General features: G+C 63.6%; 27 protein-coding genes. 19 read left to right on the top strand and 8 right to left on the bottom strand.

Translation table 11 applies throughout. From position 1 onward, the window contains the following. The first annotated feature begins 29 nt into the window (after positions 1–29). Positions 30–2,048 carry a thioredoxin domain-containing protein gene (locus AC0L18_RS18680; protein ID WP_473493672.1) on the top strand — a complete coding sequence of 673 codons (2,019 nt, stop codon included), beginning with the start codon at positions 30–32 and terminating at the stop codon, positions 2,046–2,048. Between the two features lie 222 nt (positions 2,049–2,270). Here the strand turns inward: AC0L18_RS18680 and rho are convergent, their stop codons facing one another. The 3 genes from rho to hemE all read right to left on the bottom strand — a co-directional run bounded on the left by rho (position 2,271) and on the right by hemE (position 5,409). Continuing rightward, entirely contained in the window at positions 2,271–3,536 is a 1,266-nt protein-coding gene (rho, locus tag AC0L18_RS18675) for a transcription termination factor Rho (protein ID WP_202367326.1), read from the bottom strand. Between the two features lie 296 nt (positions 3,537–3,832). After that, positions 3,833–4,384, bottom strand: coding sequence for a protoporphyrinogen oxidase HemJ (hemJ, locus tag AC0L18_RS18670; RefSeq protein WP_473493671.1), 552 nt, complete (start codon positions 4,382–4,384; stop codon positions 3,833–3,835). After that, complete coding sequence (gene hemE, locus AC0L18_RS18665) at positions 4,381–5,409, bottom strand: uroporphyrinogen decarboxylase (RefSeq protein WP_473493670.1); 1,029 nt, start codon at positions 5,407–5,409, stop codon at positions 4,381–4,383. The genes hemJ and hemE overlap by 4 nt, the downstream gene beginning before the upstream one ends. A 403-nt stretch (positions 5,410–5,812) precedes the next feature. On the opposite strand from hemE, the gene AC0L18_RS18660 reads away from it, so the two are divergent. The 5 genes from AC0L18_RS18660 to dnaQ all read left to right on the top strand — a co-directional run bounded on the left by AC0L18_RS18660 (position 5,813) and on the right by dnaQ (position 9,679). Next, positions 5,813–6,634: a pyruvate, water dikinase regulatory protein gene (locus AC0L18_RS18660; protein ID WP_023802686.1), complete on the top strand. Its 822-nt coding sequence runs from the start codon at positions 5,813–5,815 to the stop codon at positions 6,632–6,634. Positions 6,635–6,830: 196 nt separating this feature from the next. Further along, entirely contained in the window at positions 6,831–7,430 is a 600-nt protein-coding gene (locus tag AC0L18_RS18655; RefSeq protein ID WP_473493669.1) for a Maf-like protein, read from the top strand. Further along, a complete protein-coding gene (locus AC0L18_RS18650) occupies positions 7,423–8,265 on the top strand; it encodes a shikimate dehydrogenase (protein ID WP_473493668.1) in 843 nt (280 codons plus the stop codon). Before AC0L18_RS18655 ends, AC0L18_RS18650 begins: the two co-directional genes overlap by 8 nt. A 5-nt stretch (positions 8,266–8,270) precedes the next feature. Next, a complete protein-coding gene (gene coaE / locus AC0L18_RS18645; RefSeq protein WP_473493667.1) occupies positions 8,271–8,873 on the top strand; it encodes a dephospho-CoA kinase in 603 nt (200 codons plus the stop codon). Between the two features lie 86 nt (positions 8,874–8,959). Then, positions 8,960–9,679: a DNA polymerase III subunit epsilon gene (gene dnaQ, locus AC0L18_RS18640; protein WP_473493666.1), complete on the top strand. Its 720-nt coding sequence runs from the start codon at positions 8,960–8,962 to the stop codon at positions 9,677–9,679. A gap of 256 nt (positions 9,680–9,935) precedes the next feature. Here dnaQ and secB read toward each other — a convergent pair whose 3' ends face one another. Continuing rightward, positions 9,936–10,436 carry a protein-export chaperone SecB gene (gene secB, locus AC0L18_RS18635; protein WP_023802681.1) on the bottom strand — a complete coding sequence of 167 codons (501 nt, stop codon included), beginning with the start codon at positions 10,434–10,436 and terminating at the stop codon, positions 9,936–9,938. 141 nt (positions 10,437–10,577) lie between these two features. Next, a complete protein-coding gene (locus AC0L18_RS18630) occupies positions 10,578–11,072 on the bottom strand; it encodes an FxsA family protein (protein ID WP_473493665.1) in 495 nt (164 codons plus the stop codon). A gap of 199 nt (positions 11,073–11,271) precedes the next feature. On the opposite strand from AC0L18_RS18630, the gene AC0L18_RS18625 reads away from it, so the two are divergent. From AC0L18_RS18625 to AC0L18_RS18610, 4 genes are read left to right on the top strand one after another with little or no spacing between them, the layout of a single operon-like run. Then, entirely contained in the window at positions 11,272–11,973 is a 702-nt protein-coding gene (locus AC0L18_RS18625; RefSeq protein ID WP_023802679.1) for a Tim44/TimA family putative adaptor protein, read from the top strand. 24 nt (positions 11,974–11,997) lie between these two features. Further along, the gene (gene mltA, locus AC0L18_RS18620) at positions 11,998–13,134 is read left to right on the top strand and encodes a murein transglycosylase A (protein ID WP_473493664.1); all 1,137 of its coding nucleotides are present in this window, start codon (positions 11,998–12,000) and stop codon (positions 13,132–13,134) included. Beyond that, positions 13,131–13,661, top strand: a complete 531-nt coding sequence (locus tag AC0L18_RS18615) for a Smr/MutS family protein (protein WP_473493663.1) — start codon at positions 13,131–13,133, stop codon at positions 13,659–13,661. Before mltA ends, AC0L18_RS18615 begins: the two co-directional genes overlap by 4 nt. Before the next feature lie 42 nt (positions 13,662–13,703). Then, positions 13,704–14,069 carry a helix-turn-helix domain-containing protein gene (locus AC0L18_RS18610; RefSeq protein ID WP_023802676.1) on the top strand — a complete coding sequence of 122 codons (366 nt, stop codon included), beginning with the start codon at positions 13,704–13,706 and terminating at the stop codon, positions 14,067–14,069. Positions 14,070–14,334: 265 nt separating this feature from the next. Here AC0L18_RS18610 and AC0L18_RS18605 read toward each other — a convergent pair whose 3' ends face one another. The 3 genes from AC0L18_RS18605 to AC0L18_RS18595 form a co-directional block, all read right to left on the bottom strand. Further along, entirely contained in the window at positions 14,335–14,952 is a 618-nt protein-coding gene (locus AC0L18_RS18605) for a transglutaminase-like cysteine peptidase (RefSeq protein ID WP_027153618.1), read from the bottom strand. A 161-nt stretch (positions 14,953–15,113) separates the two neighbouring features. Further along, a complete protein-coding gene (locus AC0L18_RS18600) occupies positions 15,114–16,391 on the bottom strand; it encodes a polyhydroxyalkanoate depolymerase (RefSeq protein WP_473493662.1) in 1,278 nt (425 codons plus the stop codon). Positions 16,392–16,656: 265 nt separating this feature from the next. Next, complete coding sequence (locus AC0L18_RS18595) at positions 16,657–17,016, bottom strand: septal ring lytic transglycosylase RlpA family protein (RefSeq protein WP_023802673.1); 360 nt, start codon at positions 17,014–17,016, stop codon at positions 16,657–16,659. A gap of 306 nt (positions 17,017–17,322) precedes the next feature. On the opposite strand from AC0L18_RS18595, the gene AC0L18_RS18590 reads away from it, so the two are divergent. From AC0L18_RS18590 to AC0L18_RS18550, 9 genes are all read left to right on the top strand, one after another. Continuing rightward, entirely contained in the window at positions 17,323–17,508 is a 186-nt protein-coding gene (locus AC0L18_RS18590; protein ID WP_023802672.1) for a hypothetical protein, read from the top strand. 455 nt (positions 17,509–17,963) lie between these two features. Next, complete coding sequence (locus tag AC0L18_RS18585; protein WP_473493661.1) at positions 17,964–18,416, top strand: RrF2 family transcriptional regulator; 453 nt, start codon at positions 17,964–17,966, stop codon at positions 18,414–18,416. Positions 18,417–18,453: 37 nt separating this feature from the next. Further along, positions 18,454–19,803, top strand: coding sequence for an FAD/NAD(P)-binding protein (locus tag AC0L18_RS18580; protein WP_473493660.1), 1,350 nt, complete (start codon positions 18,454–18,456; stop codon positions 19,801–19,803). Positions 19,804–19,995: 192 nt separating this feature from the next. Then, the gene (locus tag AC0L18_RS18575) at positions 19,996–21,423 is read left to right on the top strand and encodes a pyridoxal-phosphate dependent enzyme (RefSeq protein WP_473493659.1); all 1,428 of its coding nucleotides are present in this window, start codon (positions 19,996–19,998) and stop codon (positions 21,421–21,423) included. Next, a complete protein-coding gene (locus tag AC0L18_RS18570; protein ID WP_254017567.1) occupies positions 21,420–22,601 on the top strand; it encodes a cystathionine gamma-synthase in 1,182 nt (393 codons plus the stop codon). The genes AC0L18_RS18575 and AC0L18_RS18570 overlap by 4 nt, the downstream gene beginning before the upstream one ends. A gap of 129 nt (positions 22,602–22,730) precedes the next feature. Next, complete coding sequence (locus AC0L18_RS18565) at positions 22,731–22,919, top strand: DUF1059 domain-containing protein (RefSeq protein WP_023802667.1); 189 nt, start codon at positions 22,731–22,733, stop codon at positions 22,917–22,919. A 197-nt stretch (positions 22,920–23,116) separates the two neighbouring features. Next, complete coding sequence (locus AC0L18_RS18560) at positions 23,117–24,094, top strand: GlxA family transcriptional regulator (RefSeq protein ID WP_473493658.1); 978 nt, start codon at positions 23,117–23,119, stop codon at positions 24,092–24,094. A 301-nt stretch (positions 24,095–24,395) separates the two neighbouring features. Then, on the top strand, positions 24,396–25,700 hold the full coding sequence (locus AC0L18_RS18555; protein WP_473493657.1) for a M24 family metallopeptidase: 1,305 nt from the start codon (positions 24,396–24,398) through the stop codon (positions 25,698–25,700). 85 nt (positions 25,701–25,785) lie between these two features. Beyond that, the gene (locus AC0L18_RS18550; protein WP_473493656.1) at positions 25,786–26,466 is read left to right on the top strand and encodes an isochorismatase family protein; all 681 of its coding nucleotides are present in this window, start codon (positions 25,786–25,788) and stop codon (positions 26,464–26,466) included. The last annotated feature ends 481 nt before the right edge of the window (positions 26,467–26,947 follow it).

Below are 26,947 nucleotides of genomic sequence, written 5' to 3'. Positions count from 1 at the left end.
TCATCGACAAAATTGCCGAGTGCCAATCCGTGACATTACCCGCGAAAAACCTGCTTGCCGAAGAGGCCAGCCCCTATCTGCAGCAGCACAGCGGCAACCCGGTGCATTGGCGGGCGTGGTCGCCGGCGTCTCTCGCCGAAGCCAAGGCGCTCGAGCGGCCGATCCTGCTCTCAGTCGGCTACGCCGCCTGCCACTGGTGCCATGTCATGGCGCACGAAAGTTTTGAGAACGGCGACGTCGCCGCCGTCATGAACCGTCTGTTCGTCAATATCAAGGTCGATCGCGAAGAGCGGCCGGACATCGACCAGATCTATATCGCCGCATTGTCTGCGATGGGCGAGCAGGGCGGATGGCCGCTGACCATGTTTTTGACGCCGGACGGAAAACCTTTCTGGGGCGGCACCTATTTTCCGCGCGAAGCCCGTTACGGCCGCCCGGGCTTCGTACAGGTGCTGGAGGCGGTCGACAAGGCGTGGCGGGAGAAGAAAGAAAGCGTTAACCAAAGCGCCGCCGGCCTGACCACGCATGTCGAGGCGCGGCTGGCCGGCAGCCATGCCAAGGCGGTGCTCGACCGCGACACGCTCGCGACGCTCGCGAACGGCATCGACGGCATGATCGACAGGGATCTGGGCGGGCTGCGCGGCGCGCCCAAATTCCCCAATGCGCCGTTCATGCAGACGCTGTGGCTGTCCTGGCTGCGCGACGGCACCACAGCCCATCGCGACGCTGTCTTACTCAGCCTTGAAAAGATGCTGGCGGGCGGCATCTATGACCATGTCGGTGGCGGTCTTAGCCGCTATTCGACCGATGCCGAATGGCTGGTGCCGCATTTCGAAAAGATGCTCTACGACAACGCGCAGCTCATCCGGCTGTGCAACTGGGCTTTTGCGGCGACCGGCAATGAATTGTTCCGGATACGAATCGAGGACACGATCGACTGGCTGTTGCGCGAGATGCGCATCGATGGCGGCGCATTCGCTGCCAGCCTCGACGCCGACAGCGAGGGCGAGGAGGGGTTGTTCTACACCTGGAGCAGGGATGAGATCGAAACTGCTCTCGGTGACGAATCAGCCTTGTTTTTCCGATACTTCACGCTTTCCGCCCCGCATGGCTGGGAGGGCAAGCCGATCATCCACCAGACTGCGGCCCAGCAAAAACAAAGCGTCGCCGATCGCGACCGGCTCATTCCGCTCACAGAAACACTGCTGGCGGCCAGGGAGCAGCGCGTCGGGCCCGGGCGTGATGGAAAAATCCTGACCGACTGGAACGGCCTGGTGATCGCGGCTCTCGCCGAGGCCGGGCGCACCCTGAAACGGATCGACTGGATCGAGGCAGCGGAACAGGCCTTTGCTGCCATTGCCAGCGCTGGCCGAGACGGCCGCCTGCCGCATTCGATGCTTGGCGCAAAGAAGCTGTTTCCGGCGCTGTCGAGCGATTACGCCGCCATGGCCAACGCCGCGATCTCGCTGTTCGAGGCTACCGGCACATCGAGCTATGCCGAGCTGGCCGGCCAATTCATCGCGCAGCTCGACCAATGGCATAGCGATGAGAACAACACCGGCCACTATCTGACCGCGTCGGACAGCAGCGACGTGCCGATCCGCATCAGGGGCGATGCCGACGAGGCCATTCCTTCAGCCACTGGCCAGATCATCGAGACCATGGTTCGATTGTCGTCGCTTTCCGGCGATCTCGAATTGCAGGAAAAGACCTGGAGGATCGCCGAACACGCGGCCGGCCGGGCGGTGCATCAGGCCTATGGCCAGGCGGGAATCGTCAACGCCTGTGCCTTGGCGCTCGAGCCGTTGAAGCTGGTGCTGGTGGATAGCCCAGAGAATCCAGGGCTTGTTCCGGTTGCGAATCGAAATCCTGACCCGCGTCGCATCGACACGATCGTGCCGGTCGGATCGGCGACAAACCTGCCGATGCTGCCAGGCGGCGTTCTGCCGCCAACGAGCAAGCCCGGCGCCTGGCTGTGCACGGGGCAGGTCTGCTTGCCGGTGATAACGGACGCCGAGGAACTCGAGCGTCGGTTGCGGCGCGGATAGGCGAAAAGGTGCGCAGAACCGGGAACGCTGGCGGGACAGCGCCCCCCTCTGTCCTGCCGGACATCTCCCCCACAAGGGGGGAGATTGGCTGTCATGACTGTTTTCGCCAACCGTCAACGTTGCAAAAGGGGACACTGTCGGCGAAGCTGCCGATCTCCCCCCATGTGGGGGAGATGTCCGGCAGGACAGAGGGGGGCGCGAAGGATCGCCGCGTCTTTGCCCTTACGTATTCATCGAATCGAAGAAATCCGCGTTGGTCTTGGTCTGCTTGAGCTTGTCGATGAGGAACTCGATGGCGTCGGTGGTGCCCATCGGCGCCAGGATGCGGCGCAGCACGAAGATTTTTTGCAGGTCCTGGCGGGCGACCAAAAGATCTTCCTTGCGGGTGCCGGACTTGAGGATGTCCATGGCCGGATAGATGCGCTTGTCCGCCACCTTGCGGTCGAGCACGATTTCCGAGTTGCCGGTGCCCTTGAACTCTTCGAAGATGACCTCGTCCATGCGGCTGCCGGTGTCGATCAGCGCGGTGGCGATGATGGTCAGCGAGCCGCCTTCCTCGATGTTGCGGGCGGCACCGAAGAAGCGCTTCGGCCGCTGCAGCGCATTGGCGTCGACACCGCCGGTCAGCACCTTGCCGGATGACGGCACCACGGTGTTGTAGGCGCGGCCGAGGCGGGTGATCGAATCCAGCAGGATGACGACGTCGCGCCCGTGCTCGACCAGGCGCTTGGCCTTCTCGATCACCATTTCGGCGACCTGGACGTGTCGCACCGCCGGCTCGTCGAAGGTCGAGGAGACGACCTCGCCCTTCACCGAGCGCTGCATGTCGGTGACTTCTTCCGGCCGCTCGTCGATCAACAGCACGATCAGGTAGCATTCGGGATGATTGCTGGTGATCGAATGGGCGATGTTCTGCAACAGCACCGTCTTGCCGGTGCGCGGCTGCGCCACGATCAGGGCGCGCTGGCCTTTGCCGAGCGGCGCCACCAGGTCGATGACGCGGGCCGAGATGTCCTTCGAGGTCGGAACGTCCATTTCCATCTTCAGCCGCGAGGTCGGGTAAAGCGGCGTCAGATTGTCGAAATGAATCTTGTGGCGGATCTTTTCCGGGTCGTCGAAATTGATCGTGTTGACCTTGAGCAGCGCGAAATACCGCTCGCCCTCCTTCGGGCTGCGGATCGGGCCCTCGACCGTGTCGCCGGTCTTCAGCGAGAACCGGCGGATCTGCGACGGCGAGATATAGATATCGTCCGGGCCTGGCAGGTAATTGGCATTGGCCGAGCGCAGGAAGCCAAACCCGTCCTGCAGCACTTCGACGACCCCGTCACCGATGATCTCGATATCCTGGGTCGCCAGCCGCTTCAGGATCGCGAACATCAGTTCCTGCTTGCGCATCACACTGGCGTTCTCGACCTCGAGCGATTCGGCATAAGCGATCAGCTCTGGCGGTTTCTTGTTCTTGAACTCTGTGAGTTTCATTTCTTGCATCATTAGACGGACTCTGAGTGAGTAAGTATGGGGAAAATATCGGCGGGATGCGACAAATGCCGGGCGCGGCCGAAGCGATGAATGGGGCGGCGCATGACGGGAAGGAAGACCCGTCTTTTATCGTTGGTCGACTGAAAGAGCAAGCCGCCTTTTGCGAGCGCCAATCGCATCAGGTTTGCGCTGCCCCTCACCTGCCTGCCGGCATCCTCACCCCGTATAGTGACCGGGGAGGGGGGCGCTCTCATTGATGGTTTCGCCAATTACCAGCGTTGCAGATATCGGCTAAGCACAAATCGTCAAAACGGCTTCACGATGACCAGCACGACGATGGCGATCATCAGCAATGTGGGGATCTCATTGACGAGCCGCCAGTGCCGAGCCGGCTTTTCGTTGCGGTCCTCGGCGAATCTGCGTACCGCGCCGGCCAGATAGCCATGAACCGCCGAGAGCCCGAGCACCGCGGCGATCTTGGCATGCAGCCAGCCACCCTGAAAACCAAAGCCTTTCCAGGCCAGCCAGAGGCCGAACGCCCAGGTGATGATCATGGCTGGATTGATGATGCCGCGCAGCAGCCGGCGCTCCATCACCTTGAAGGTCTCCGACTGGACGGAGCCTTTTTCCGCATCGGCATGATAGACCAGCAGCCGCGGCAGATAGAGCATGCCCGCCATCCACGAGATGACGGCGATGACATGGATCGCCTTTGCCCAGGGATAGAAATCATCCGGCCCGAACAGGAACAGAAGCGCCGCCAGGACGAGGAAGATGACGATGGCGATCGCCGCTCGACGCATTGCTGCACCACCGCTGCTGCCCGCACCACTGTTGGCGTTTTTCATGTCGGTCATCGATGCGCCCGCACCAGTTTCACCATCGCCTCGACATGCGCGATCGGCGTTTCCGGCGTGATGCCGTGGCCGAGATTGAAGATCAGCGGTCGATCGCCCAGTGCTTCCAGGATTGCGTCGACACCGTCAGAAAGCGCCTTGCCGCCGGCCACCAGCCGCAACGGATCGAGATTGCCCTGCACGGCGCCGTCGCGCTGCAGTTCCTTCGCCGTCGTCAACGGCACGGTCCAGTCGAGCCCCAGTCCGGTCACGCCGGTTTTTTGGCGATAGCTGCGGTAATGGGCGCCGGCGCCCTTGGGAAAGCCGATGATCGGAATGTCGGGATGGACGGCCCGGACCTGCCTGACGATCTCCGCCACCGGCCTGACGCAAAACGCCTCGAAAGAAACTTCGTCGAGCACGCCGGACCACGAGTCAAATATCTGCACCACATCGGCGCCGGCTTCGATCTGTCGGATCAGATAGGCAGCCGAGTGATCGGCAAGCACTTTCAGCAATTGCAGGAAAGCCGCCGGCTCGCGATAGGCAAACAGCCGTGCTGGCGCCTGGTCCGAGGTGCCGTGGCCGGCGATCATATAGGTCGCCACCGTCCACGGCGCGCCGCAGAAGCCGATCAGCGTCGTTTGATCCGGCAGTTTTGTCCGCAATCGCCTGACCGTCTCGTAGACCGGTTCGAGATTCACGTGAAACGTTTCGCCGTCGAGAGCTGCAATCTCCGTCGCCGAGATCGGCGTCAACAGCGGCCCACGGCCCTCCTCGAAGCGCACGTCGCGGCCCAGCGCATGCGGCACGACCAGGATATCGGAAAACAGGATCGAAGCATCGAAGCCGAAACGCTCGATCGGCTGCAGTGTCACTTCCACGGCAAGATCGGGATTATAGCAAAGATCGAGGAACGATCCGGTCCGCCTGCGTGTCTCGCGATACTCCGGCAGATAGCGGCCGGCCTGCCGCATCATCCAGAGCGGCGGCGGAGATACCGTCTTGCCTCTCAACACGTCCAGCATGATGCGGTTTTCGGGCATCCAGCGCTCGCCTCTCCAAGCTTCTCTATAATTAAATATTCTATTTCTAGGAATCTTATGATTCTAAGAGTCTGTTGGTATCGGTGGTTGTCTCCTGTCCCGCCTTGCCCCGGAAAAGGCCAGCCAGCATATTGTCGCGTGCTTCTTTTGCCGGATAGGAGGAGTTTGGGGACAGCCGGAAATTGCCGAATGGGAACAATACGTTACCGCCCGCCTGGAGAAAATGGCCCTGTGGATGAGGCCGAGTTGAAAAAGCCCGTCCCCGGACTTGTCCCCAGCCCCCCGACGAAGCCGGCAGCGCATCGAATTGTGGACAAACCGGCATCTGATACAGTCGCCCCGAACCGGCCGATCTTTCCGACCGACCTTATCCACATCGGCCCACAGCTTGGAACGTACCCCTGTGAACAAACCCCAGAGCTTCTTTCACCTTCACCTGATTTCCGATGCCACCGGTGAAACGCTGCTGGCGGCCGGGCGCGCGGCTTCGGCGCAATACAAGGATGCGCGCGCCATCGAGCATATCTACCCGCTCATCCGCACCGAAAAGCAGGTGACGAAAGTGTTCGAGGACATCGAGGAGGAGCCGGGCATCATCCTTTATACGGTCGTCGACCAGAAGCTCGCCCGCGGCATCGACGAGCGCTGCGCCGCCATGGGCCTGCCTTGCGTCTCCGTGCTGGAACCGGTGCTGACCGTGTTCCAGTCCTATCTCGGCACGCCGGCCGGCCGCCGCGTCGGCGCCCAGCATGTGCTGGACGCCGAATATTTCCGCCGCATCGACGCGCTCAACTTCACCATGGAGCATGATGACGGCCAGCTGCCTGCCAACATGGACGACGCCGACATTGTGCTGGTCGGCATTTCGCGCACCTCGAAGACGCCGACCAGCATCTATCTCGCCAATCGCGGCATCAAGACCGCCAACATCCCGATCGTGATCGGCGTGCCGGTGCCGGAAAGCCTGGTCAACGCCACGAAGCCGCTGATCGTCGGGCTGATCGCCACCGCCGAGCGCATCTCGCAGGTGCGCCAAAACCGCATCCTCGGCAACACCAGTGCCTACGAGCCGACCGACTATGTCGACCGCGCGGCGATCAGCGAGGAACTCGCCTACGCCCGCCAGATCTGCACCCGGCACGGCTGGCCGATGATCGACGTCAGCCGCCGCTCGATCGAGGAGACGGCGGCGGCGATCGTTGCCCTGCGGGGCAAGACGCGCTAGGCTTCGGGCGATTGTGCTGTGGGCGGTCCTTTCCTTCTCCCCTTGTGGGAGAAGGTGGCCTCGCGAAGCGAGGTCGGATGAGGGGTGTTCCAGCTTGGCACCGACGGCGATCCTTCCAACACCCCTCAACCGTCTTGGCGCTGCGCGCCAATCCACCTTCTCCCACAAGGGGAGAAGGAAAGATCAGGCGATAAAAATGGCCGAAAAAATCATCCTTGCCTCGGGCAGCCCGTTCCGCAAAGCGTTGCTTGTCCATGCCGGCGTGCCGGTCGAGGCGGTTCCGGCGGCAGTCGACGAGCGCGCGCTCGAAGCGCCGTTGCAGGGCAGCGGTGCCTCGCCAGAGGACGTCGCCCTGGTGCTGGCCGAGGCCAAGGCCACCGAGGTCAGCGAGCGAAAGCCGGGCGCCCTGGTGCTCGGCTGCGACCAGACGCTGTCGCTCGGCGACGAAGTGTTTCATAAGCCGGCCGACATGGAAGCCGCCCGCCGCCATCTCCTGGCGCTGTCGGGCAGGACCCATCAGCTCAACAGCGCCGTGGTGCTGGCCCGCGACGGCGCAGTTCTGTGGCGGCATGTCGGCGTCGCCAGCCTGACCATGCGAAAGCTCGATCCGGCCTTCATCGGCCGCCATCTGGCGCGGGTCGGCGCCAAGGCGCTGTCCAGCGTCGGCGCGTACCAGATTGAAGGCGAGGGCATCCAGCTGTTCGAAAGAGTAGAGGGCGACTATTTCACCATTGTCGGCCTGCCGCTTCTGCCTGTCCTGGCCAAGCTGCGCGAGTTCGGAGCCATCGATGGCTGAGGCCGCGAAAAAGGCCTTCGTCACCGGTCATCCGGTCGCGCATTCGCGGTCCCCGAAGATCCACGGCTACTGGCTGGCGAAATACGGCATCGACGGCAGCTACCGGGCGATCGACGTTGCGCCGGAGGCTTTTGCCGAATTCGTCGAAAAACTCGAGGCGAATGGCTATCGTGGCGGCAACGTCACCATCCCGCACAAGGAGGCCGCCTTCGCGCTGGCGGCGCGCCGCGACGACGCGGCCGAACAGATCGGCGCTGTCAACACGCTGTGGCTCGAGGGCGGAATTTTGTGCGGCGGCAACACCGACGCCCATGGCTTTGCCGCCAATCTCGACGAGCATGCGCCGGGCTGGGCAGACAACGGCCCGGCGGTGGTGCTTGGCGCCGGCGGCGCCGCCCGCGCGGTCATCCATGCGCTCAAGCAGCGCGGCATCAGTGACATCCGCATCGTCAACCGGACGCTCGCCCGAGCCGAGGAGCTGCGCCACCGCTTCGGCGCCGGGGTCTCGGCCCACGGCACGGCGGCGACCCGCGAGCTGCTTGCCGATGCCGGCCTGCTGGTCAACACGTCAGCGCTTGGCATGCATGGCAATGAAGGCCTGTCCGCCGATCCGGCCAGACTGCCGGACCATGCCATCGTCACCGACATTGTCTATGTGCCGCTGGAAACGCCGTTGCTGGCCGCCGCCAAGGCGCGCGGCCTGAAAGCCGTCGACGGGCTCGGCATGCTGCTGCACCAGGCGGTGCCCGGCTTCGAGCGCTGGTTCGGCATCAGGCCTGAGGTCACTGCCGAATTGCGGCAGATGATCGTCGCCGATCTCGGCGCCAGGGAGTAAAAAAAATGATCGTGCTCGGCCTCACCGGATCGATCGGCATGGGCAAGTCGACGACGGCCAAGATGTTTGCCGAGGCCGGCGTGCCTGTCCACGATTCGGACGAGGCGGTGCATCGCCTCTACGCCGGCAAGGCGGCTCCGCTGGTCGAGGCGGCGTTTCCCGGAACGGCGAAATCCGGCTCCGTCGATCGCACGAGGCTGGCCGAGCGGGTGCTCGGCGATGCAGCTGCACTGAAACGGCTGGAAGCGATCATCCACCCACTGGTCCGCGCCGACGCCGACGCTTTCCTGGCTAGGAACCGGGCCGCCGGCGCGCCGCTTGTCGTTCTCGACATCCCGCTGCTGTTCGAAACCGGCGGCCGCGGCCGTGTCGACCAGGTCGTGGTCGTCACCGCGTCGCCCGACACCCAGCGCGCCCGCGTGCTGGCGCGGCCGGGCATGAGCGAGGAGAAACTGGCGTCGATCCTGGCCAGGCAGGTTCCCGACGCCGAAAAGCGTGAGCGCGCCGATTTCGTCATCGACACCGGACAGGGTTTTGATGCGGCGCGCGCGGCGGTCAATGCGATCGTCGCGAAACTGGTCGGGGATAAAGCCGGCAAGCCTGCTTAACGGCGCTTGCGCCCGGCGTAATATGTTGCCAATTTGTTCCCATCATGATTCGGCTGGACCAACGCCGGACCCAACGGACTGATTCGATGCGCGAGATCATCTTCGATACGGAAACCACCGGCCTCGATTTCCGCGACGACCGCGTGATCGAGCTTGGCTGCATCGAGCTGGTCAACCGTTTCCCGACCGGCCGCACCTTACACCACTATATCAATCCGCAGGGACGATCGATCCATGCCGAGGCACAGGCCGTTCATGGCATCAGCGCCGCCGACCTGAGGGGCAAGCCGACCTTCAGCGACATCGCCGAGGAGTTCCTTGCCTTCATCGACGGCGCCAAGCTGGTCGCCCACAATGCGACTTTCGACATCGCTTTCCTCAATGTCGAATTCGGCCGGCTTGGCCACCCGGTCGTTGACCCCGGACTTGTCGTCGACACGCTGGCGCTGGCGCGCCGCAAGCATCCGATGGGGCCCAATTCGCTGGACGCGCTGTGCCGGCGCTACGGCATCGACAATGCCCGCCGCACCAAGCACGGCGCGCTGCTCGATTCGGAATTGCTGGCCGAGGTCTATATCGAGCTCATCGGCGGCAAGCAGGCGGCGCTCATCCTCGACAGCGCCACGGCGCCGGCCGGCGGCAGGAGAAACGTCGACGACATCGACATCAGCATCGCTGCGCGGCCGATAGCGCTGCCGTCTCGCCTGACCGAAGCAGAGCGCGCCGCGCACGCGAGCATGGTCGGCACATTAGGCGAAAAGGCGCTCTGGCTGCGCGTCGCCCGGGAAGCGAGTTCTGCGGCATAGTAATTTTTGGCGAGTGCGCCCGGTCGGCCCCCCTCTGTCCTGCCGGACATCTCCCCCTCAAGGGGGGAGATTGGCAGCTTCGCGGACAGTGCCCTTTTTGCAAAGTTGGTGGTTGGCGAAGTCAGTGATGAAGTCAGATCTCCCCCCTTGAGGGGGAGATGTCCGGCAGGACAGAGGGGGGCGCTGTCCCGCCGGCGTCCCAAAGAAAAAAACCCGGCTTCGCGCCGGGCTTTTCAAACCTACCGAGATAGCCTTCTCAGCTCGCCTTGACCTTGCTGGCGGCCTGGTCCTCGGCCAGCTTCTGCTGGAACATCTGCGCGAAATCGATCGGATCGAGCATCAGCGGCGGGAAGCCGCCATTGCGCGTCGCCTCGGCGATGATCTGCCTGGCGAACGGGAACAGCAGCCGCGGGCATTCGATGAACAGCAACGGCAGCATGTGCTCCTGCGGGAAGCCGCTGATGGCGAACACACCGCCATAGACCAGCTCGACGTTGAACAGCACTTCCTTGTCGAAGGACGCCTTGGCGTTCAGCGTCAGATTGACGTCGAACTGCTTGTCCGAAAGCGGGTTGGCGTTGACATTGACGTTGATGGCGATGCCGGGAGCCTTGTCGCGGCCGCGCAGCGAGTTCGGCGCGCCGGGGCTTTCGAAGGAAAGGTCCTTCACATATTGGGCAAGCACGTTGAGCGAAGGCTGCGTCGCGTCGCCGTTGCCACTGGCCGCGCCGGTCGGCGCGTCGTCTTTGCTGGCCATAAGCCTTTGTCCTTTTGCCTCGGCAGCGTTGCTGACCGGATTGAAATCGGGCGTTCGCTACCATGGCCGGCATGACAAGACAAGGTTTGCGCGCTTTGCTTTCCCTTCTCCCACAAGGGGAGAAGGGAAAGCTGCGCCGAGCTATTCGTCCTTGAGGCGGCGCCAGGGGGAATTGGGATCCGGGCCGTGCTCGTCGCCGCGCGAATAGTCGCTGTCGTCGAGGTCGATTGTCTTGTCGCGTTGCCGGGCCCGGAATCCGCCGGTGCCGAAACTGGTGGCCATCACGATGCGGCCTTTCAGCCGGCGCCAGGCGAGGTCGCGGACCGGCGGCAGCAGCAGCAGAATGGCTAAAATGTCGGTGATGAAGCCGGGAATGATGAGCAGGATCGCCGCCAGCACGATCATGGCGCCATGCGCGAGCTGACGGCTTGGATCACGTCCGGCGTCCATTTCGGCACGGACCCGGGTCATGACGCCGAACCCCTGGTATCGCAACAACAGCCCGCCGGCGATGCTCGAAGCCAGCACCAGGCCGACCGTCGCCAGGGCGCCGACCTGGCGGCCGACAACGACGAAACCGGCGATCTCCAGCAGCGGAAGCGCGAGGATGAACAGGGGAAGCAGCGAAATGCGCAAATCTTTACCGATCGTTTCGATGTTTTGCCGGCAGGCGGGCAATCGCCGCTGGCACTGAACCTTTTAGATAGGTATGGCTGCCTTTAATTTGAATGATTGCAGCTTGCGTTCTATATGCTTTGGATGTTGAACGCTATGCGACCGCAGCCATTGCCTGGCCGGGCGGTCCGGCCGGAGTAGGGATTGATTGGCGGAAGATATGGGATTCTTCGACTTCGGCACGATTTTCTTTCTGGTTGCGGCGGTTGTGATCTTTTTCCAGCTGCGCAATGTGCTAGGCCGCCGCACCGGCAGCGAGCGCCCGCCGTTCGATCCCTATACGGCGGGCCGCACCCGCGACGACGCCCAAAAACCCGAGAATGTGGTCTCGCTGCCGCGCAAGCGAGCGCCGGGAGAGCCGGCAATCGACGCCTATGCGGCGATCGACGCCTTCGCCAAGCCTGACACCGATCTCAACAAGGGCCTGCGCGCGATCAAGGACAATGATCCGGCATTCGACCCCAAGACCTTCGTCGACGGCGCCAAGATGGCCTATGAGATGATCGTCATGGCCTATGCCGATGGCGATCGCAAGACGCTGAAGAACCTGTTGTCGCGCGAGGTCTATGACGGCTTTGTCGCGGCGATCGGCGACCGCGAGGCGAAGTCGGAAAAGATCCAGTCCTCCTTCGTCGGCATCGACAAGGCCGACATCGTTTCCGCCGAGATGAAGGGCAGCGAGGCGCATATCACGCTGCGCATCGTCAGCGAACTGATTTCGGCAACGCGCGACAAGGCCGGCGCCGTCATCGACGGCGATCCCGAAACCGTCGCCGAGGTCAAGGACGTCTGGACCTTCGCCCGCGATACGCGCTCGCGCGACCCGAACTGGAAGCTCGTCGCCACCGAAGAAGAAGACTGAGCCCGGACCACGGCGGGGTCTGTCGTGTCGCTTTCTCAGGCGTTCCGCGAAAAATCCTTTGACGATCTGCCCGGCTGGGACGAGGACGACCATCTGGCCGCGTTCGCTGCTTTCCGGCGTTCGGCTTTTCACATCCTGGCGAAACCCTATCGCTCCGGCGGGCTCGGTGTCGACTTCAATGCCTTCACCGATGCCTATGCTGCAGCCCGTACCGTTTCGCCAACCGACCGGCGCGAAGCCCGCGCCTTCTTCGAGCGGCATTTCATCCCGGCGCACATAGCGGCGGAAAGCGGCGGCGCCGGCCTCGTCACCGGCTTCTATGAACCGGTGGTCGACGCTTCGCCGGTGCGAACCGAACGATTTACGGTGCCGCTGCTGTCACGTCCGGCCGATCTCGTCGACATCGACGACGCCAACCGGCCGGTCGGTATGGATCCCTATCTCGCCTTCGGCCGCGCCACGCCGGACGGACCGGTCGAGTATTTCGACCGCGGCGAGATCGAGCGCGGCGCGCTCGTCAAGGGTTTGGCTGGCAAGGGTTTGGAAATCGCCTGGCTCGCCGACAAGGTCGATGCCTTCTTCATCCACGTGCAGGGTTCTGCGCGGCTCACCATGACCGACGGCCGGCTTTGCCGCGTCACCTATGCCGCCAAATCCGGCCAGCGCTTTACCGGACCGGGCAAGATCCTGATTGAGCTAGGCAAAATCCCGCTGGAAGCGGTGACCATGCAGTCGGTCCGCGCCTGGTTCAAGGCGCATCCGCAACGCATCGACGAGATCCTGTGGCGCAACCGCTCCTATATTTTTTTCCGCGAGATTTCCGCCAGCGAGGCGGCGGCGGCCGACGACCCGGAACTCGGGCCGATCGCTGCCGCAAAGGTGCCGCTGACGCCGGGCCGCTCCGTCGCTGTCGACCGTCTGCTGCATACATTCGGCACGCCGTTCTACATCGATGGGCCGTCGCTGGCCGCTTTCGACAACAAGCCGTTCCGGCGGCTGATGATCGCGCAGGACACCGGCTCGGCGATCACCGGCCAGGCGCGTGGCGATTTGTTCACTGGTACGGGAGATGCGGCCGGCGAGATCGCCGGCGTTGTCCGCAACCCCGCCGATTTCTACGCGCTGATCCCGCGTCGGCTTGTGCCGGGAGCGGGGCGATGACCCGGCGCATCGACAGGCTGAGCGAGGACGATCGGGTCCTGTGGAACCTGGTGGCGCGCACCGCCAAGCCGCTGAAGGGCAAGGCCGCCGTCGACATCCCGGATATTGGCCCGGACATCGCTGATGACACCAAGCCAATGCTGCGTGACCAGGCGATGGCTCCTGCTGCGGCCACGAAAGCCAGGACGCAGCATGTTTCGCATGCGCTCGACGAGCCGACGCTGGAAAAACTGTCGAAGGGCCGGCTGCCGATCGAGGGCCGCGTCGATCTGCACGGCCTGAGCCAGGACGAAGCCTATTCGCTTTTGTTCTCCTTCCTGCACCGGGCGCATGCCAGCGGCATCCGCTATGTGCTGGTGATCACCGGCAAGGGCTCCTCGTCCGGCGGCGACGGCATCTTGCGGCGCGCCGTGCCGGCCTGGCTGTCGACACCCGCATTCAGACCGCTGGTCTCCAGCCACGACCACGCCGCCCGCAAGCATGGCGGCTCGGGCGCGCTCTATATCCGCCTGCGGCGCACGCGCTGATGCGGATGCGCGCATGAGGGTGCACCCGACGAGGATGGACTTGTGACCCCGTTCGGCGAAAAGCTTCGCGCCCTGCGGAGCGAACGCGGCGTCAGCCAAAAGGCCATGGCCAGGGCGATCGGCGTCAGCGCCGCCTATCTGTCGGCGCTGGAGCACGGCCGCCGCGGTGCGCCGACCTGGACGCTGATCCAGAAGATCATCGGCTATTTCAATGTCATCTGGGACGATGCCGAAGAACTTGCGCGGCTGGCCGAGACCTCGCACCCGCGGGTAAAACTCGACACGTCGGGCCTCAGCCCCGCCGCCACCGAGCTTGCCAATGTCTTGGCCGAAAACATCGAAAAACTAGACGAGGCGGAGCTTCGCCGCATCACCGCATCGATCCGCGCCGCGCTGGGGCGGACGTAGGGTTTGTCCGACTCGTGTTGAGGCGATCAATTGTCGATGTTGGCGCCGCCCCTCATTGCCTGCCGGGCACTCCCCGTAAACGGGGAGAAAGCGGCTGATCGCGAACGTGGCCTGCAACGCCGGCGATTGGCGAAATCGTCAATGACAGCACCCCTATCCCGTCCCTATACGGAGAGAGGATGCCGGCAGGCAGGTGAGGGGCAGCACAAACGCCTGGAGCAGGTAACGCGAAACGCAGCGATCCTGGTGGTCGCTTGCAAAAACCTTACTGGACCGCGCCGACCAGAACCTGCTGGCCATCACGGATCGACACCCAGCGACCGGTATTGTCGATCGCCTGCCGCTTGAGGAAGCGGTAGCCGGTCCGGTCCCATGAGCGGACCTTTCCGTCGAGATTGTCGAGGACGTAGTCGCCCTTGCTCGTGCGCACGGTCAGCACGGCATGGCCCTCGCCGTCAGGCTTGCGCACGACGGTCATCAGAAGATTGGCGTAGGACACGCCCAAGCGGTTCAATTCGCGGCGCTTTTCCAGGACATAGTCCTCACAGTCGCCAACGCCCCTGACGGGGTAGGCCCAGACCTCGTCCTTGCCGTAAATATCGATGTCGCTTATCGGCTTGACGGCGTTGTTGACCCTGGCGTTGACGCTGAGAATCTTGCGCCAGAGCGCGCCGGTCATGGTGGCGGGGGCGAGATTGCCCGGGTGGATCGAGCATTCGGCCGGACTGGTCTTGCAGAAATCGTAATGGCCGATCGGCTGCGATGTTGGGCCGCCGGTTGCCATTGGTCCGGCTGCCGAAGCCGCCGTAGACCAGCCTGTCGCAAGTGCCAGCCCTAACAGGGCGCACACGCGCAGCCCTCTCGCCATTGGTGAGGAAATCATTGTCCCCCTCGTCCCTTGTTGTTAATGAAACGTTAAGGGCGATCTACAGTCCCTGTCAATTATACCAACGGCCAGTTTTGCGATATGGTTACCCGCGCGGCCGAAAGCGCGGCTATTGTGCAACAGGTCGACTTGAACGGCGGCTGCCATCCAGGACATTTTTACTTTTTGGCGGTCCGAACCAGCTTCGGCCTCACCGCAACGCGGGTCTGGCGTCCATAGCTGGTGATGAAGTCGACAATGCGCGGCACGATTTCGGAGCGGAAGCGCGAGCCGTTGAAGACGCCGTAATGGCCGACCGCCGGCTGCATGTAGTGAGCGTGCCTGTCCGCGGGGATGTTGATGCAGAGGTCGTGCGCGGCCTGGGTCTGGCCGAGGCCGGAAATGTCGTCGTTCTCGCCCTCGACCGTGAACAGCGCGACATTGCGGATATCGGCGGCATCGATGGCGATGCCGCGATGCATCATTTCGCCCTTGGGCAGAGCATGGCGGACGAACACGGTGTCTACCGTCTGCAGGTAGAACTCCGCTGTCAGATCCATCACCGCCATATACTCGTCGTAGAAGTCGCGGTGCTTCTCGGCACTGTCGCCGTCATGCTTCACCAGATGCATGAAGAAGTCCTTGTGGGCGATGATGTGGCGGTCGAGGTTCATGCTCATGAAGCCCGAAAGTTGCAGGAAGCCGGGATAGACCTCGCGGCCGAAGCCCGGCACCGGCCATGGCGCCTGCATGGTGACGTTGTCGCGGAACCAGTCGGTGCCCTTTTCCTCGGCCAGAAGGTTGACCGCGGTCGGATTGCGGCGGGTGTCGATCGGCCCACCCATCAGCGTCATCGTCGAGGGAACGAACGGGTCGCCCCGCGTTTCCATCAGCGCCACCGCCGCCAGCACCGGGACCGACGGCTGGCACACCGCCATGACATGGGTGTCGGGGCCCAGCGCATGCAGCATGTCGACGATGTAGTCGATATAGTCGTCGAGGTCGAAGCTGCCCTCGCTGATCGGCACCATGCGGGCGTCGACCCAATCGGTGATGTGAACGTCGGCATGCGGCAGCATCGCCTCGACCGTGCCGCGCAGCAGCGTCGCGTAGTGGCCGGACATCGGCGCCACGATCAGCAGCTTCGGATCAGGCCGGCGGCCGGCGGGAACCGCCCGCTCGAAACGGAGCAGATTGCAGAACGGCCGCGACCACACCGTCTTTTCGGTGACATCGACGCTTTTCCAGTCGACGACGGTCCTGGTCAGGCCGAACTGCGGCTTGCTGTAGCGGCGCGTTGTGCGCTCGAACAATTCGGCCGTCGCCGCGACCGAGCGGCCCCAGGACGTGTGCGCAAACGGATTGAGCGGATTGGTGTAGAACATCCGCACCGCATCGGCATAGACGCGGGCCGGCTGCACGGCGGCGTGGTTCAATTCGTAGAGCTGGTAGAACATCGAGAACTCCGCTGCTGCGACCGAAGGGACGACAGCAGTGCCGAGCCTTGAATCTCTCGCGCAAAGGTTAACAACAAACTGCTGCGATGCAATACGTCAATTGAATTGATTTATGCTTATACTTTTGTCTAAGGCGTTGAAAATCGGTTTTGAACGGCGGCAGCCGGCTTATTGTGCAGCTGCGAAAGATGCCGGAGAGAGCATGGGCAATCGCTTCAGGTTTGCGCTGCCCCTCATCCGCCTGGCCGCAAAGCGGCGCGGCCATTCACACGCGGTCGGTGCACACAGCAGCATGGCCAGAGCTGATGAAGCCGAGCCGCCCCGCTGCGCCCTTCGACAGGTCGATCACCCGACCCTTGATAAACGGGCCGCGGTCGTTGATGCGCACGACGACGCTGCGGCCGTTTTTGCGGTTGGTGACCTTCAGCCTGGTGCCAAAAGGCAAGGTGCGGTGCGCGGCGGTCAGCGCCGACGGGTTCATCCGCTCGCCGGACGCGGTCTTCGAGGTCAGCGCGTACCAGGAGGCGCGGCCGCATTGTGCGGCGGCAGGGGAGGTGGATGCGCCGACCATCAGGCCAGCCGCTATCGCCGCCGCGACAAGCGCGGTCCGGTTGGGTTTCTTCATCTGTGGCAAGGGGCTCCGTTTGACAGTCCCGGCCGTTACGGGTGGAATGTGGCACCAAATGCGGCAGTCGTCTGGCGGTTCCATGACAATAGTACACGTTTGGAGTCGGCGCGAAACAGTCTGTCATGGAATGTCGAGATTGCGCCGATGTATGTCTGGTGGTCTTCGCACCAGCACCGGGGCGTTTCTGGCAAGACCCCGGCTTTATTATGCAAGTAGATGTGACAGCGATCGGGTCGCTTCCTTTCGCCTTGTCATCGCGGTCATAGCGGAATTGGCGATCGACTTGGGAAAGGAATTCCGACGATGAGATTGATCAAAAATCTGCTGGCGCTGATTGTGCTCGCCATCGGTGCGCTGTGGTCGCTGCAGGGCATCGGCCTCGTCGGCGGCAGCTTCATGACCGGCCAGTCGCAATGGCTCTATATCGGCATCGTCACCGCGCTGGTTGGCCTGGGCGGCCTGGTGTGGGCGAACCGTTCGCTCCCCTGACACTCGAACGGCCCTGACGGCGTTTCGGTCGACCGGCGAATGCGCGCCCGCCGCAAACACGCATTTCCTGTTTTGCGCGCAGCTTCGGCAAATGAATGCTGCGAATGGCCGACGATTTTGAAAACCGGTTCCTGTATCGCGGCTAAGTATAATAGTCATATAGACATTACAGGAATTGGAGAACGATGGGCGATGTCCATATCGTGGCGATCACCCGCGTGAGTGCCGAGCGCCGGCTGTCGCCATGGGCGTGCCGCGCGGCTTCAGGAGGAAGAACGTCCGGCAAGTCGTCGCAGCGGCTTGAAAATCAAGCAAAATCAATGGTGCCGTCTTGTATATCATGTCACTAGAATTCATGTGTCTTGAAAGCCTGAACGCGGACGCGGTGGGACGCACGCCAGGCGTTTCGCAACCGGTGGCCCTTCGCCATCGCATGACAGAGAAACATTCGGTCCATGCTCACAAAAAAGGGCAAGTACGGCCTCAAGGCGCTCGTCCATCTGGCGCGGCTGCCGGTTGGTCAGCTCGCCTTCGTCGGCGATATCGCCGCCGGAAACAACATCCCGAAGAAATTTCTCGACGCCATCCTCGGCGAACTGCGCAATGCCGGTTTTGTCCAGAGCCGCAAGGGCAAGGAGGGCGGTTACCGCCTGGCGCGGCCGGCGGATGAAATCAAGATCGGCCACGTCGTGCGCGTGCTCGACGGGCCGCTTGCCCCAATTCCCTGCGCCAGCCGCACCCGGTATCAGCGCTGTGAAGACTGCAACGAGGCGACATGCCAAGTCCGACATCTGATGCTGGAGGTCCGGCAAGCGATCGCCGAGGTGCTGGATCAGCGCAGCCTCGCCGAGATGCGCGATATCGCCGACGACGACGACCTTTCGGCTGCGTTGAAAATCCAGGCCTGAGCCGGAACGGACGGCTCCTCAGGCAATTGGTGCGCGCATGACCGGCCGCGCAAATTCGATTGTCCCAAGTTCGATCATTATCGTCGGCGGCGGCGCCAGCGGCGTCGTCCTTGCCGCGCATCTGTTGAAGTCGCCCAATCCCGATCTGCGTGTCACGCTGATCGAAAAGCGCCCGCATTTCGGCCAGGGCATCGCCTATTCCACGCTGCTGTCGGCGCATGTGCTGAATGTCAGCGCGGCCGGCATGAGCGCCCATGCCGACGACCCCGGCAATTTCTGGCGCTGGCTGCTTGAGCGCGGCCTGGCAACGCCAGAGCAGGCGCCGGTCTACGCACCGCGCAGCGTCTACGCCCGCTATCTGAAGGAACTGCTGGACGAGCTCGAGGCCCGCGAGACGGGGCGTCTTCGCCTGATCCGCGAGGAGAGCCTGTCGATCTCGCCGACCGGGTCCGGGGTCGAGGTGGCGCTGGCCAACGGCACCAGCGTCGTCGCCCACCTTGCCGTGCTGGCGACCGGACATGACAAGGAGCCAGGTGCCGGCCACGGCCATGCGATCAGGATGGGATCGGAGGCCGACACCGGGCTCGACGGGGAAGCCCGGGTCCTGGTGCTGGGCACGGGGTTGAGCATGGTCGATGCCTTCCTGTCGCTCGAACAACGCGGCCATCGCGGCGAGATTATCGCGGTGTCGCGGCGCGGCCTGCTGCCTTCGCCGCATCGCAAGGGCAATCCGATCAAGCTCGACGTCGCCGACATTCCGCTCGGCACCCAGCTCTCTTATTTCGTCGGCTGGTTTCGCGACCTGATCCGGGAAAACCAGAAGGCCGGCATCGACTGGCGCGACGTCGTCGACGGTCTCAGGCCGTTCAACCAGAAGATCTGGCAGAACTGGCCGTCTTCGGCCAAGCGCCGCTTCGTCGAGCACACCAAGGCATGGTGGGACATCCACCGCCATCGCATGGCGCCGGAAGTCCATGGCAGTGTCACCGAGGCGGTGCAGTCGGGCCGCATCCGGCTTGTCGCCGGGCGCGTCGTCGGCATCACGGCGGGCGACGAATTCAGCGTGCAGGTCCAGTCGCGCCACACGCAAAACATCGAGACGTTCGACGTCGCCCGCATCTACGATTGCACCGGCATCGCCAGGGACATCTCGACAACGTCGAACAGCGTGGTGCGGTCGCTGGTCGACCGCGGGCTGGCCCGGCCGGATCCGCTGCGCCTTGGCCTCGACGTATCGGACAATTGCGAGGTCATCGCCAGCGACGGCACCGTCTCGGCCAAGATCCTGGCGGTCGGGCCACTGACCCGCGGCACCTTCTTCGAGATCGACGCCATACCGGATATTCGCGTGCAATGTGCAAGGCTGGGGAAGCGGTTGCTGGGGTGAGGTCGGCGCTCTACGGCGGTGCTGTCCCGCGACCTTATCGTGATTGGCGTGACGGAGCGGCCCCACCGGAATCCCATTCCCCGTCTGGCCAATGGATTGGCACGATCTATCTTCTTTCAGACTGCAAACGGCTGGAAAAGAAGATAGGCTGACAGCCTGCCCAAGGCGGTCGCTTGACCATGGAGCATCAGCATGAGCGTGCACAAGATCGCCCTCCCGGACAGGGAAATGTCCCGCCTGCGTCCGCCCTATGCATCGGTTCTCGACCTGATCGGACAGACGCCGGTTGTCGAGCTGACCAAATTCGACATCGGCAAGTGCCGGCTGTTCATCAAGCTCGAAAGCCAGAATCCCGGCGGCTCGATCAAGGACCGAATTGCGCTGTCGATGATCGCCGACGCCGAAAAACAGGGCAAGCTGAAGCGCGGCGGCACCATTGTTGAGGCGACCGCCGGCAACACCGGCCTTGGCCTCGCCCAGGTCGGCATCCCCAAGGGCTACCGCATCGTCCTGGTCGTGCCCGACAAGATGTCGCGCGAAAAGATCCAGCATCTGCGGGCGCTCGGCGCAGAAGTGCGCATGACCCGTTCCGATGTCGGCAAGGGCCACGCCGAATATTATCAGGACATGGCCGAAAGGATCGCCGCCGAACTGCCCGGCGCCTTCTATGCCAACCAGTTCGCCAATCCGGCCAATCCGGACGCCCATGAAACCACGACCGGTCCGGAGATCTATTCGCAGCTCGGCGGCGACGTCGATGCAGTGGTCGTCGGCGTCGGCTCCGGCGGCACGCTGACCGGGCTTGGCCGCTATTTCGCAAAAACCTCGCCGAAGACCGAGATGATCCTCGCCGATCCGGTCGGTTCGGTGCTGGCGCCCCTGATCAAGACCGGCAAGATGCAAGAGGCCGGCAGCTGGACGGTGGAGGGCATCGGCGAGGATTTCGTCCCGCCCAATGCCGATCTGTCGCTGGTCAAGAAGGCCTACTCGATCCCCGACAAGCAGAGCATGCTGGCGGTGCGCGACCTGCTCTCCAAGGAGGGCATCCTCGCCGGCTCGTCCTCCGGCACGCTGCTTTCGACAGCGCTGCGCTATTGCCGCGAGCAGACCGTGCCGAAGCGGGTCGTCACCTTCGTCTGCGACAGCGGCAACAAATATCTGTCGAAAGTGTTCGACGATTTCTGGCTGATCGAGCAGGGCCTCGCCGAGCACGAGCAGCATGGCGATTTGCGCGACCTGGTGATGCGCACGCACCGCACCGGCGACATCGTGTCTGTCGGCCCGGACGAAAGCCTGCTCAACGCCTATGGCCGCATGCGCCGTTCGGACGTCTCGCAACTGCCGGTGCTGGACGACGGCAAGCTGGTCGGCATCGTCGACGAAAGCGATATCCTCGCCCACGTCGAAGGCCCCTATGACAGCCGCTGGGACCGTTTCAAGGCCCCGGTGCGCACGGCGATGACTTCCAATCTGCACACGCTGCAGGCCAGCCAGACGCTGGACGCGCTGCTGCCGGTGTTCGACCGCAACGAGGTCGCCATCGTCTTCGACGGCGACGAATTCATCGGCCTGATTACCCGCATCGACCTGATCAACCATCTGAGGCGCCGCGCAAGATGACCATCAAAGCCACCGTTTCGGGCAGCAACCGCCTGGCCTTCTCGACGCGCACCATCCATGGCGGCCAGAGCCACGACCCGACGACCGGCGCGGTGATGGTGCCGATCTATGCGACCTCGACCTATGGCCAGCAGAGCCCGGGCGTGCACAAGGGTTTTGAATACGCCCGCAGCCAGAACCCGACCCGCTTTGCCTTCGAGCGCGCGGTGGCCGATCTCGAAAGCGGCGCAGCCGCCTTCGCTTTCGCCTCGGGGCTGGCGGCGATCGCCACGATCTTCGAACTGCTCGATTCCGGCGCCCATGTCGTCGCCACCGACGATATCTATGGCGGCACGTTCCGGCTGCTGGAGCGGGTGCGCAAGCGCTCGGCCAATCTCCAGGTCGACTTCGTCGACTTCACCGATCTAGCCGCGGTCGAAGCGGCGATCCGCCCGGAAACCAAGTTGCTCTGGGTCGAGACGCCGACAAATCCGCTGCTGCGCGTCGTCGATCTCGAAGCGGTCGCAGCCCTGGCCAGGCGCAAAGGCGTGCTCTCGGTCGCCGACAACACCTTTTGCAGCCCCTACCTGCAGCGGCCGCTGGAGCTCGGCATCGACATATCGGTGCATTCGACGACGAAATACCTCAACGGCCATTCCGACATGGTCGGCGGCGTCGCCGTGGTCGGCGACAACAAGGATCTCGCCGACCGGCTGAAATTCCTGCAGAACGCCATCGGCGCCATTTCCGGACCGTTCGACAGTTTCCTGGCGCTGCGCGGCCTCAAGACGCTGGCGCTGAGGATGGAGCGCCATTCGTCGAACGGCCAGAAGATCGCGCACTGGCTGGAAAGCCGCCCCGACATCCGCCGCGTCATCTATCCCGGTCTCCCCAGCCACCCGCAGCACGCCATCGCCAGGCGGCAGATGCACGCCTTCGGCGGCATGATCACGGTCGAGCTCGACCGCGACCTCGCCGGCACCAAACGCTTCCTCGAACACACGCAACTGTTCACGCTGGCCGAAAGCCTCGGCGGCGTCGAAAGCCTGATCGAGCACCCGGCGCTGATGACACATGGCTCGATCCCGGCCGGGAAGCGGGCCGAGATCGGGATTTCCGATTCGCTGGTGCGGTTGTCGGCTGGCATCGAGGACGGCGATGATCTGATCGCCGATCTGGATCAGGCGCTGGGGGGGTGAGGGGGGGTCCGTGCCCTGTTGGATAGTGGCGTCAGTTTGAAATTTCCCGGCTGACTGGCGCATCCAACTGTGAATTGACAAAGGCGACGTACCCTCGCTTTGCTATCGGGGCAACCTGGAGGGAAAGTCATGGCTTACTCGTATCGTTGCAGGGATTATCCGGGAAACGAGGCCTGTCCAGCGATGTTCACGGCAGAGACCGAGGCGGAAGTGATGAAGCACGTCGAGCTTCACGGCGCGATCGCTCACGGGGAAGACCCGAAGCAATGGTCGCCGGAAGACCGTAAACAGGTCAAGAAGCTAATTTTAGCGACCTAAACTCGCTTCTTATACGGGCCGCGCAGTGCGACCGTCACTATCTCCAATGCTACGGCAAGCATTTAGGAGTTCGGCCGATAGGCGACAACGCCTAGGCGCGATGGAATTTTCAAACTGACCCAACCGCCCGTTGACCTGAGTGGCATCCGGCGGAATTGTGGCCTTCCCTGCAATTGCCCACAGGCACGGTTGAAGTCATGACTACTCGAGAGCGAGACCAGCCGACGGCAAACGACGCCCCGCTCACCTTCGCGGTGCTGGTCTTCCCCGGCTTTCCGATGATGGCGTTCAGTTCGGTCATCGAGCCGTTGCGCGCGGCCAACGTGCTGGCCAAGAAAGAATGCTACCGCTGGATCATCGTCGGCGCCGCTGAAGGCCCGGTCGCGGCCTCGAACGGGGTCGTCATCCAGCCCGGCTTTTTCGCCGGCGATGCGCCGAAGGTCGACCGCATCGTCGTCTGCTCGGGCGGCGATGCCGATCATCTCGTGGCCGAGGACGCGGTGAGCTGGATCCGCAGGAGCCAGCGCGGCGGCGCCCATATCGGCGCGGTGGCGGATGCTGCCTTCTTCCTGGCGCGGGCCGGCCTGCTCGACGGCCATGCCTGCACCTTGCACTGGACCAGCCAGGCGGCGTTCACCGAGGCGTTTCCGGACATTGAGCTCAGGCGCGATCTCTATGTCATCGACCGCAAGCGCTTCACCTCGGCCGGCGGCGTCGGCAGCCTCGACATGATGCTGGAGATCATCACATCAGATTGTGGCGCCGAACTCGCGGCTGGCGTCGCCGAATGGTTCGTGCACAGCCCGCTGCGCTCCAGCGTCGACCGCAAGCTGATGCCGCTGCGGCTGCGCACCGGCGTCCAGAACGAGCTGGTGCTGGCGGCCATCGCCATCATGGAGGATGCGGTGGAGGAGCGACTCGGCATGGCGGCGCTGGCGGAAAAGCTCGGCGTCTCCTCCGACAAGCTCGAACGAAACTTTCGCTCCGAGCTCAGCGTCTCGCCCAACGGCTATTACCGCCGCCTGCGGCTGAAGCGCGCCGCCGACCTTTTGGCGCATTCGACACTGATGGTGCGCGACGTGGCACTCGCCTGCGGTTTTGCTTCGATGTCGAGCTTTGCGCGGGCGTTTCGGGAAGAGCATGGGCATGCGCCGAAGGTGATGCGGCGGCATTAGGGCGCTAACCAGGCCGCGCCGCGTTCCCGCCCACCCCCTCTGGCCTGCCGGACATCTCCCCCTCAAGGGGGGAGATTGGCAGCTTCGATGCTCCGCTCTTCCTGCGACGGTAGAAATTCTCGAAAGCGGTGATGACGGCCGATCTCCCCCCTTGAGGGGGAGATGTCCGGCAGGACAGAGGGGGGCGCCGTAGAGCGCCGCGGAACGACTTCAAGCGGTATTTCGCACAACATCTGCGGTATCCCGCACAAGCTCATCGCGGCGCACCGCTATGTTCAGGGCTTCTTCCAGGAGGCACCCCATGAGCATCGTCGTGTTCGACCCCGACAGCACTGAGGACGTCGACTTCAAGGACCGTATGCGCCACCCGGCGGCGGCCGATCCGGCTGGCGGCATGTGGCTGTCCGACACCGAGCCGTCCTTCATCGATGCGGACGCGTTGCGCAAGGGCCGGCTGGCCAAGCTGCGCGCCTGGATGCGCGAGTCCGGTTATGGCGGCGTCGTGCTGTTCGATCCCTACAACCAGCGCTACGCCACCGGCTCGCGCAACATGTTCGGTTATTTTCTGCGCAACTCGACGCGCTACTTCTTCATCCCGACCGAAGGGCCGATCATGCTGTTCGAATATCCGCAGAGCTATCATGTCTCGATGGTGCTCGACACGATCGATGAGGCGCGGCCGTCCAGGCTGGTGTGGTCTTCGGTGTCGGGCCGCGACGACGAGACCGCCGGCCCCTTCGCCGACGAAATCACGGAGCTGCTCAAGGCGCATGGCGGCGGCTCGATGAAGCTCGGCCTCGACCGCTGCGGCCATCTGCAGGCGCTGGCGCTGGAAAAGCGCGGCTGCGAGGTCCGGGATTGCCAGGGCGAAATTCTTGCCGTGCGGGCGGTCAAGACGCCCGAAGAGGTAAAATGCCTGCAAGTGTCGATGGCCGGCGCTGAGGCGGCCGTCTATGCGGTGCGCGAGGCGATCAAGCCCGGCGTGTCCGAGAACGACCTGTTCGCCATCATGTATCACGAGGTGATCCGCCAGGGCGGTGAGTTCATCGAGACCCGGCTCTTGACCTCGGGCCAGCGCACCAACCCGTGGTTCAACGAAGCCAGCGGCCGCAAGATCAGGCCGGGCGAACTTTTGGCGCTGGATACCGATACGATCGGCTGCTACGGCTACTATTCGGACTTCTCGCGCACCTTCCGCTGCGGGCCGGGCAAGCCGACGGATTATCAGAAATCGCTCTACCGCATGGCCCACGACCAGGTTCAGCACAACATCTCGATCGTCAGGCCGGGCATGGCGTTTCGCGAAATTGCCGAAAAGGCCTGGAAGATCCCGGACCGCTTCGTCGACCAGCGCTACACGTCTGTCATGCACGGCGTCGGCATGCATGGCGAGACGCCGTTCATCGCGCACGCCATGGACTACGAGACTTATGGCCGCGACGGGTTTGTCGCGCCCGGCATGGTGGTCAGCGTCGAGAGCTATATCGGCGAGAAAGGCGGACGCGAGGGCGTCAAGCTCGAGGACGAGATCCTGGTCACCGAAACCGGCACCGAGCTTCTGTCGCGCTTTCCCTATGAGGACGACTTGCTGGAGAAAGAAGTTTGATCCCAGCATCCACCACCAATCGAGGTGCGGTATCGCAAATCGTCGGGACTAACCGCAGCGCTCATGCTTTCGTTCAGGTGTCCGCATGAAGGGCCCGGTCTCGATCAGACGCGGCACGGTGGCCGCGGTGTTCGTCGACCTCCAGGAGGAGCACCGGCAGGACAAGCGTTACCTGGTCGAGGGTTTTGCCGACATCCTCGCCAACGTCCAGCGCCTGCAGGCGGCGGCACGGGCCAACGATGTGCTGCTCTACCATTCGGCCTATATCGTCGATCTCACCAGGGAGGCGCGGCGGTTCCATCCGGTCGATGCCAATGGCAGGTCGGCCTTCTCCGACAAGGACGATCCGCTGACGGCGATCTGTCCGGAAGTGGCGCCGGTCGCCGGCGAGATGATGCTGGTCAAAACCGAGGCCAGCGCCTTCGGTGCGGGCCCTGCCGCGGGCCGGCTCAGGGCCAAAGGAATCGAGTGGCTGGTCGTTGCCGGCGTGTGGACCGAGGCCTGCATCGACGCCACCGTCAGGGATGCGGTGTCATCGGGCTTTCGGGTGCTGCTGGTCAAGGACGCCTGCGGCAGCGGCAGCACGGCGATGCACCAGACCGCCATCCTCAACCTTGCTAACCGGCTCTATGGTGGCGCCGTGACAACCACCGACGGCGCCTGCCGGCTGATGGCAGGCGAGACGGTCGATGCATGGCAGGTCGTGGGCTCGGTGCCTTTGCGCTTCACCTATGAAAACGCCACCCGGCTATATGACGAACTCTGACGCTTTGCCGCGCCTGGTGGTACGAGGAGTCGCGCCCCGTCCACAGTTTCCTGCGCGCCCGCAATACCTTGCCGCGGGCCGGCGAAGCCTTCGCCCGCATCGTCGCCGCCATCGCCACGCTCGGCAAGGGCGAGTGGTTGTAGGGAACCCGCGAATGCCCCCTCATCCGGCCGCTTCGCGGCCACCTTCTCCCCGAGGGGAGAAGAGATCGCCACGCCGGTGCCAGCCTCTTCTCCCCGCCGGGGAGAAGGTGGCCCGAAGGGCCGGATGAGGGGGCCTTACAAGCACCCCGCTTCCACCTCTGCGGAACAGCGCACAACAACTGCGGAAGCCCGAACACTTTCCGGGCCACGCCCGCACTATCATCGCCTATGGCCAAGGGCGCCCCGCCCCCCCCACCCCCCCCCCCCCACCGGGGGCCCGGCGGCCCCCCCGAGGGGTATCCGCAGAAGTTTATACTTGGCCGAAAAACAGCTCGAAC

The sequence above is a fragment of the Mesorhizobium sp. WSM4819 genome (assembly GCF_055811215.1).
Note: the sequence above shows the minus strand (reverse complement) of the source record. Positions and strands in the feature narration are given on the sequence as shown.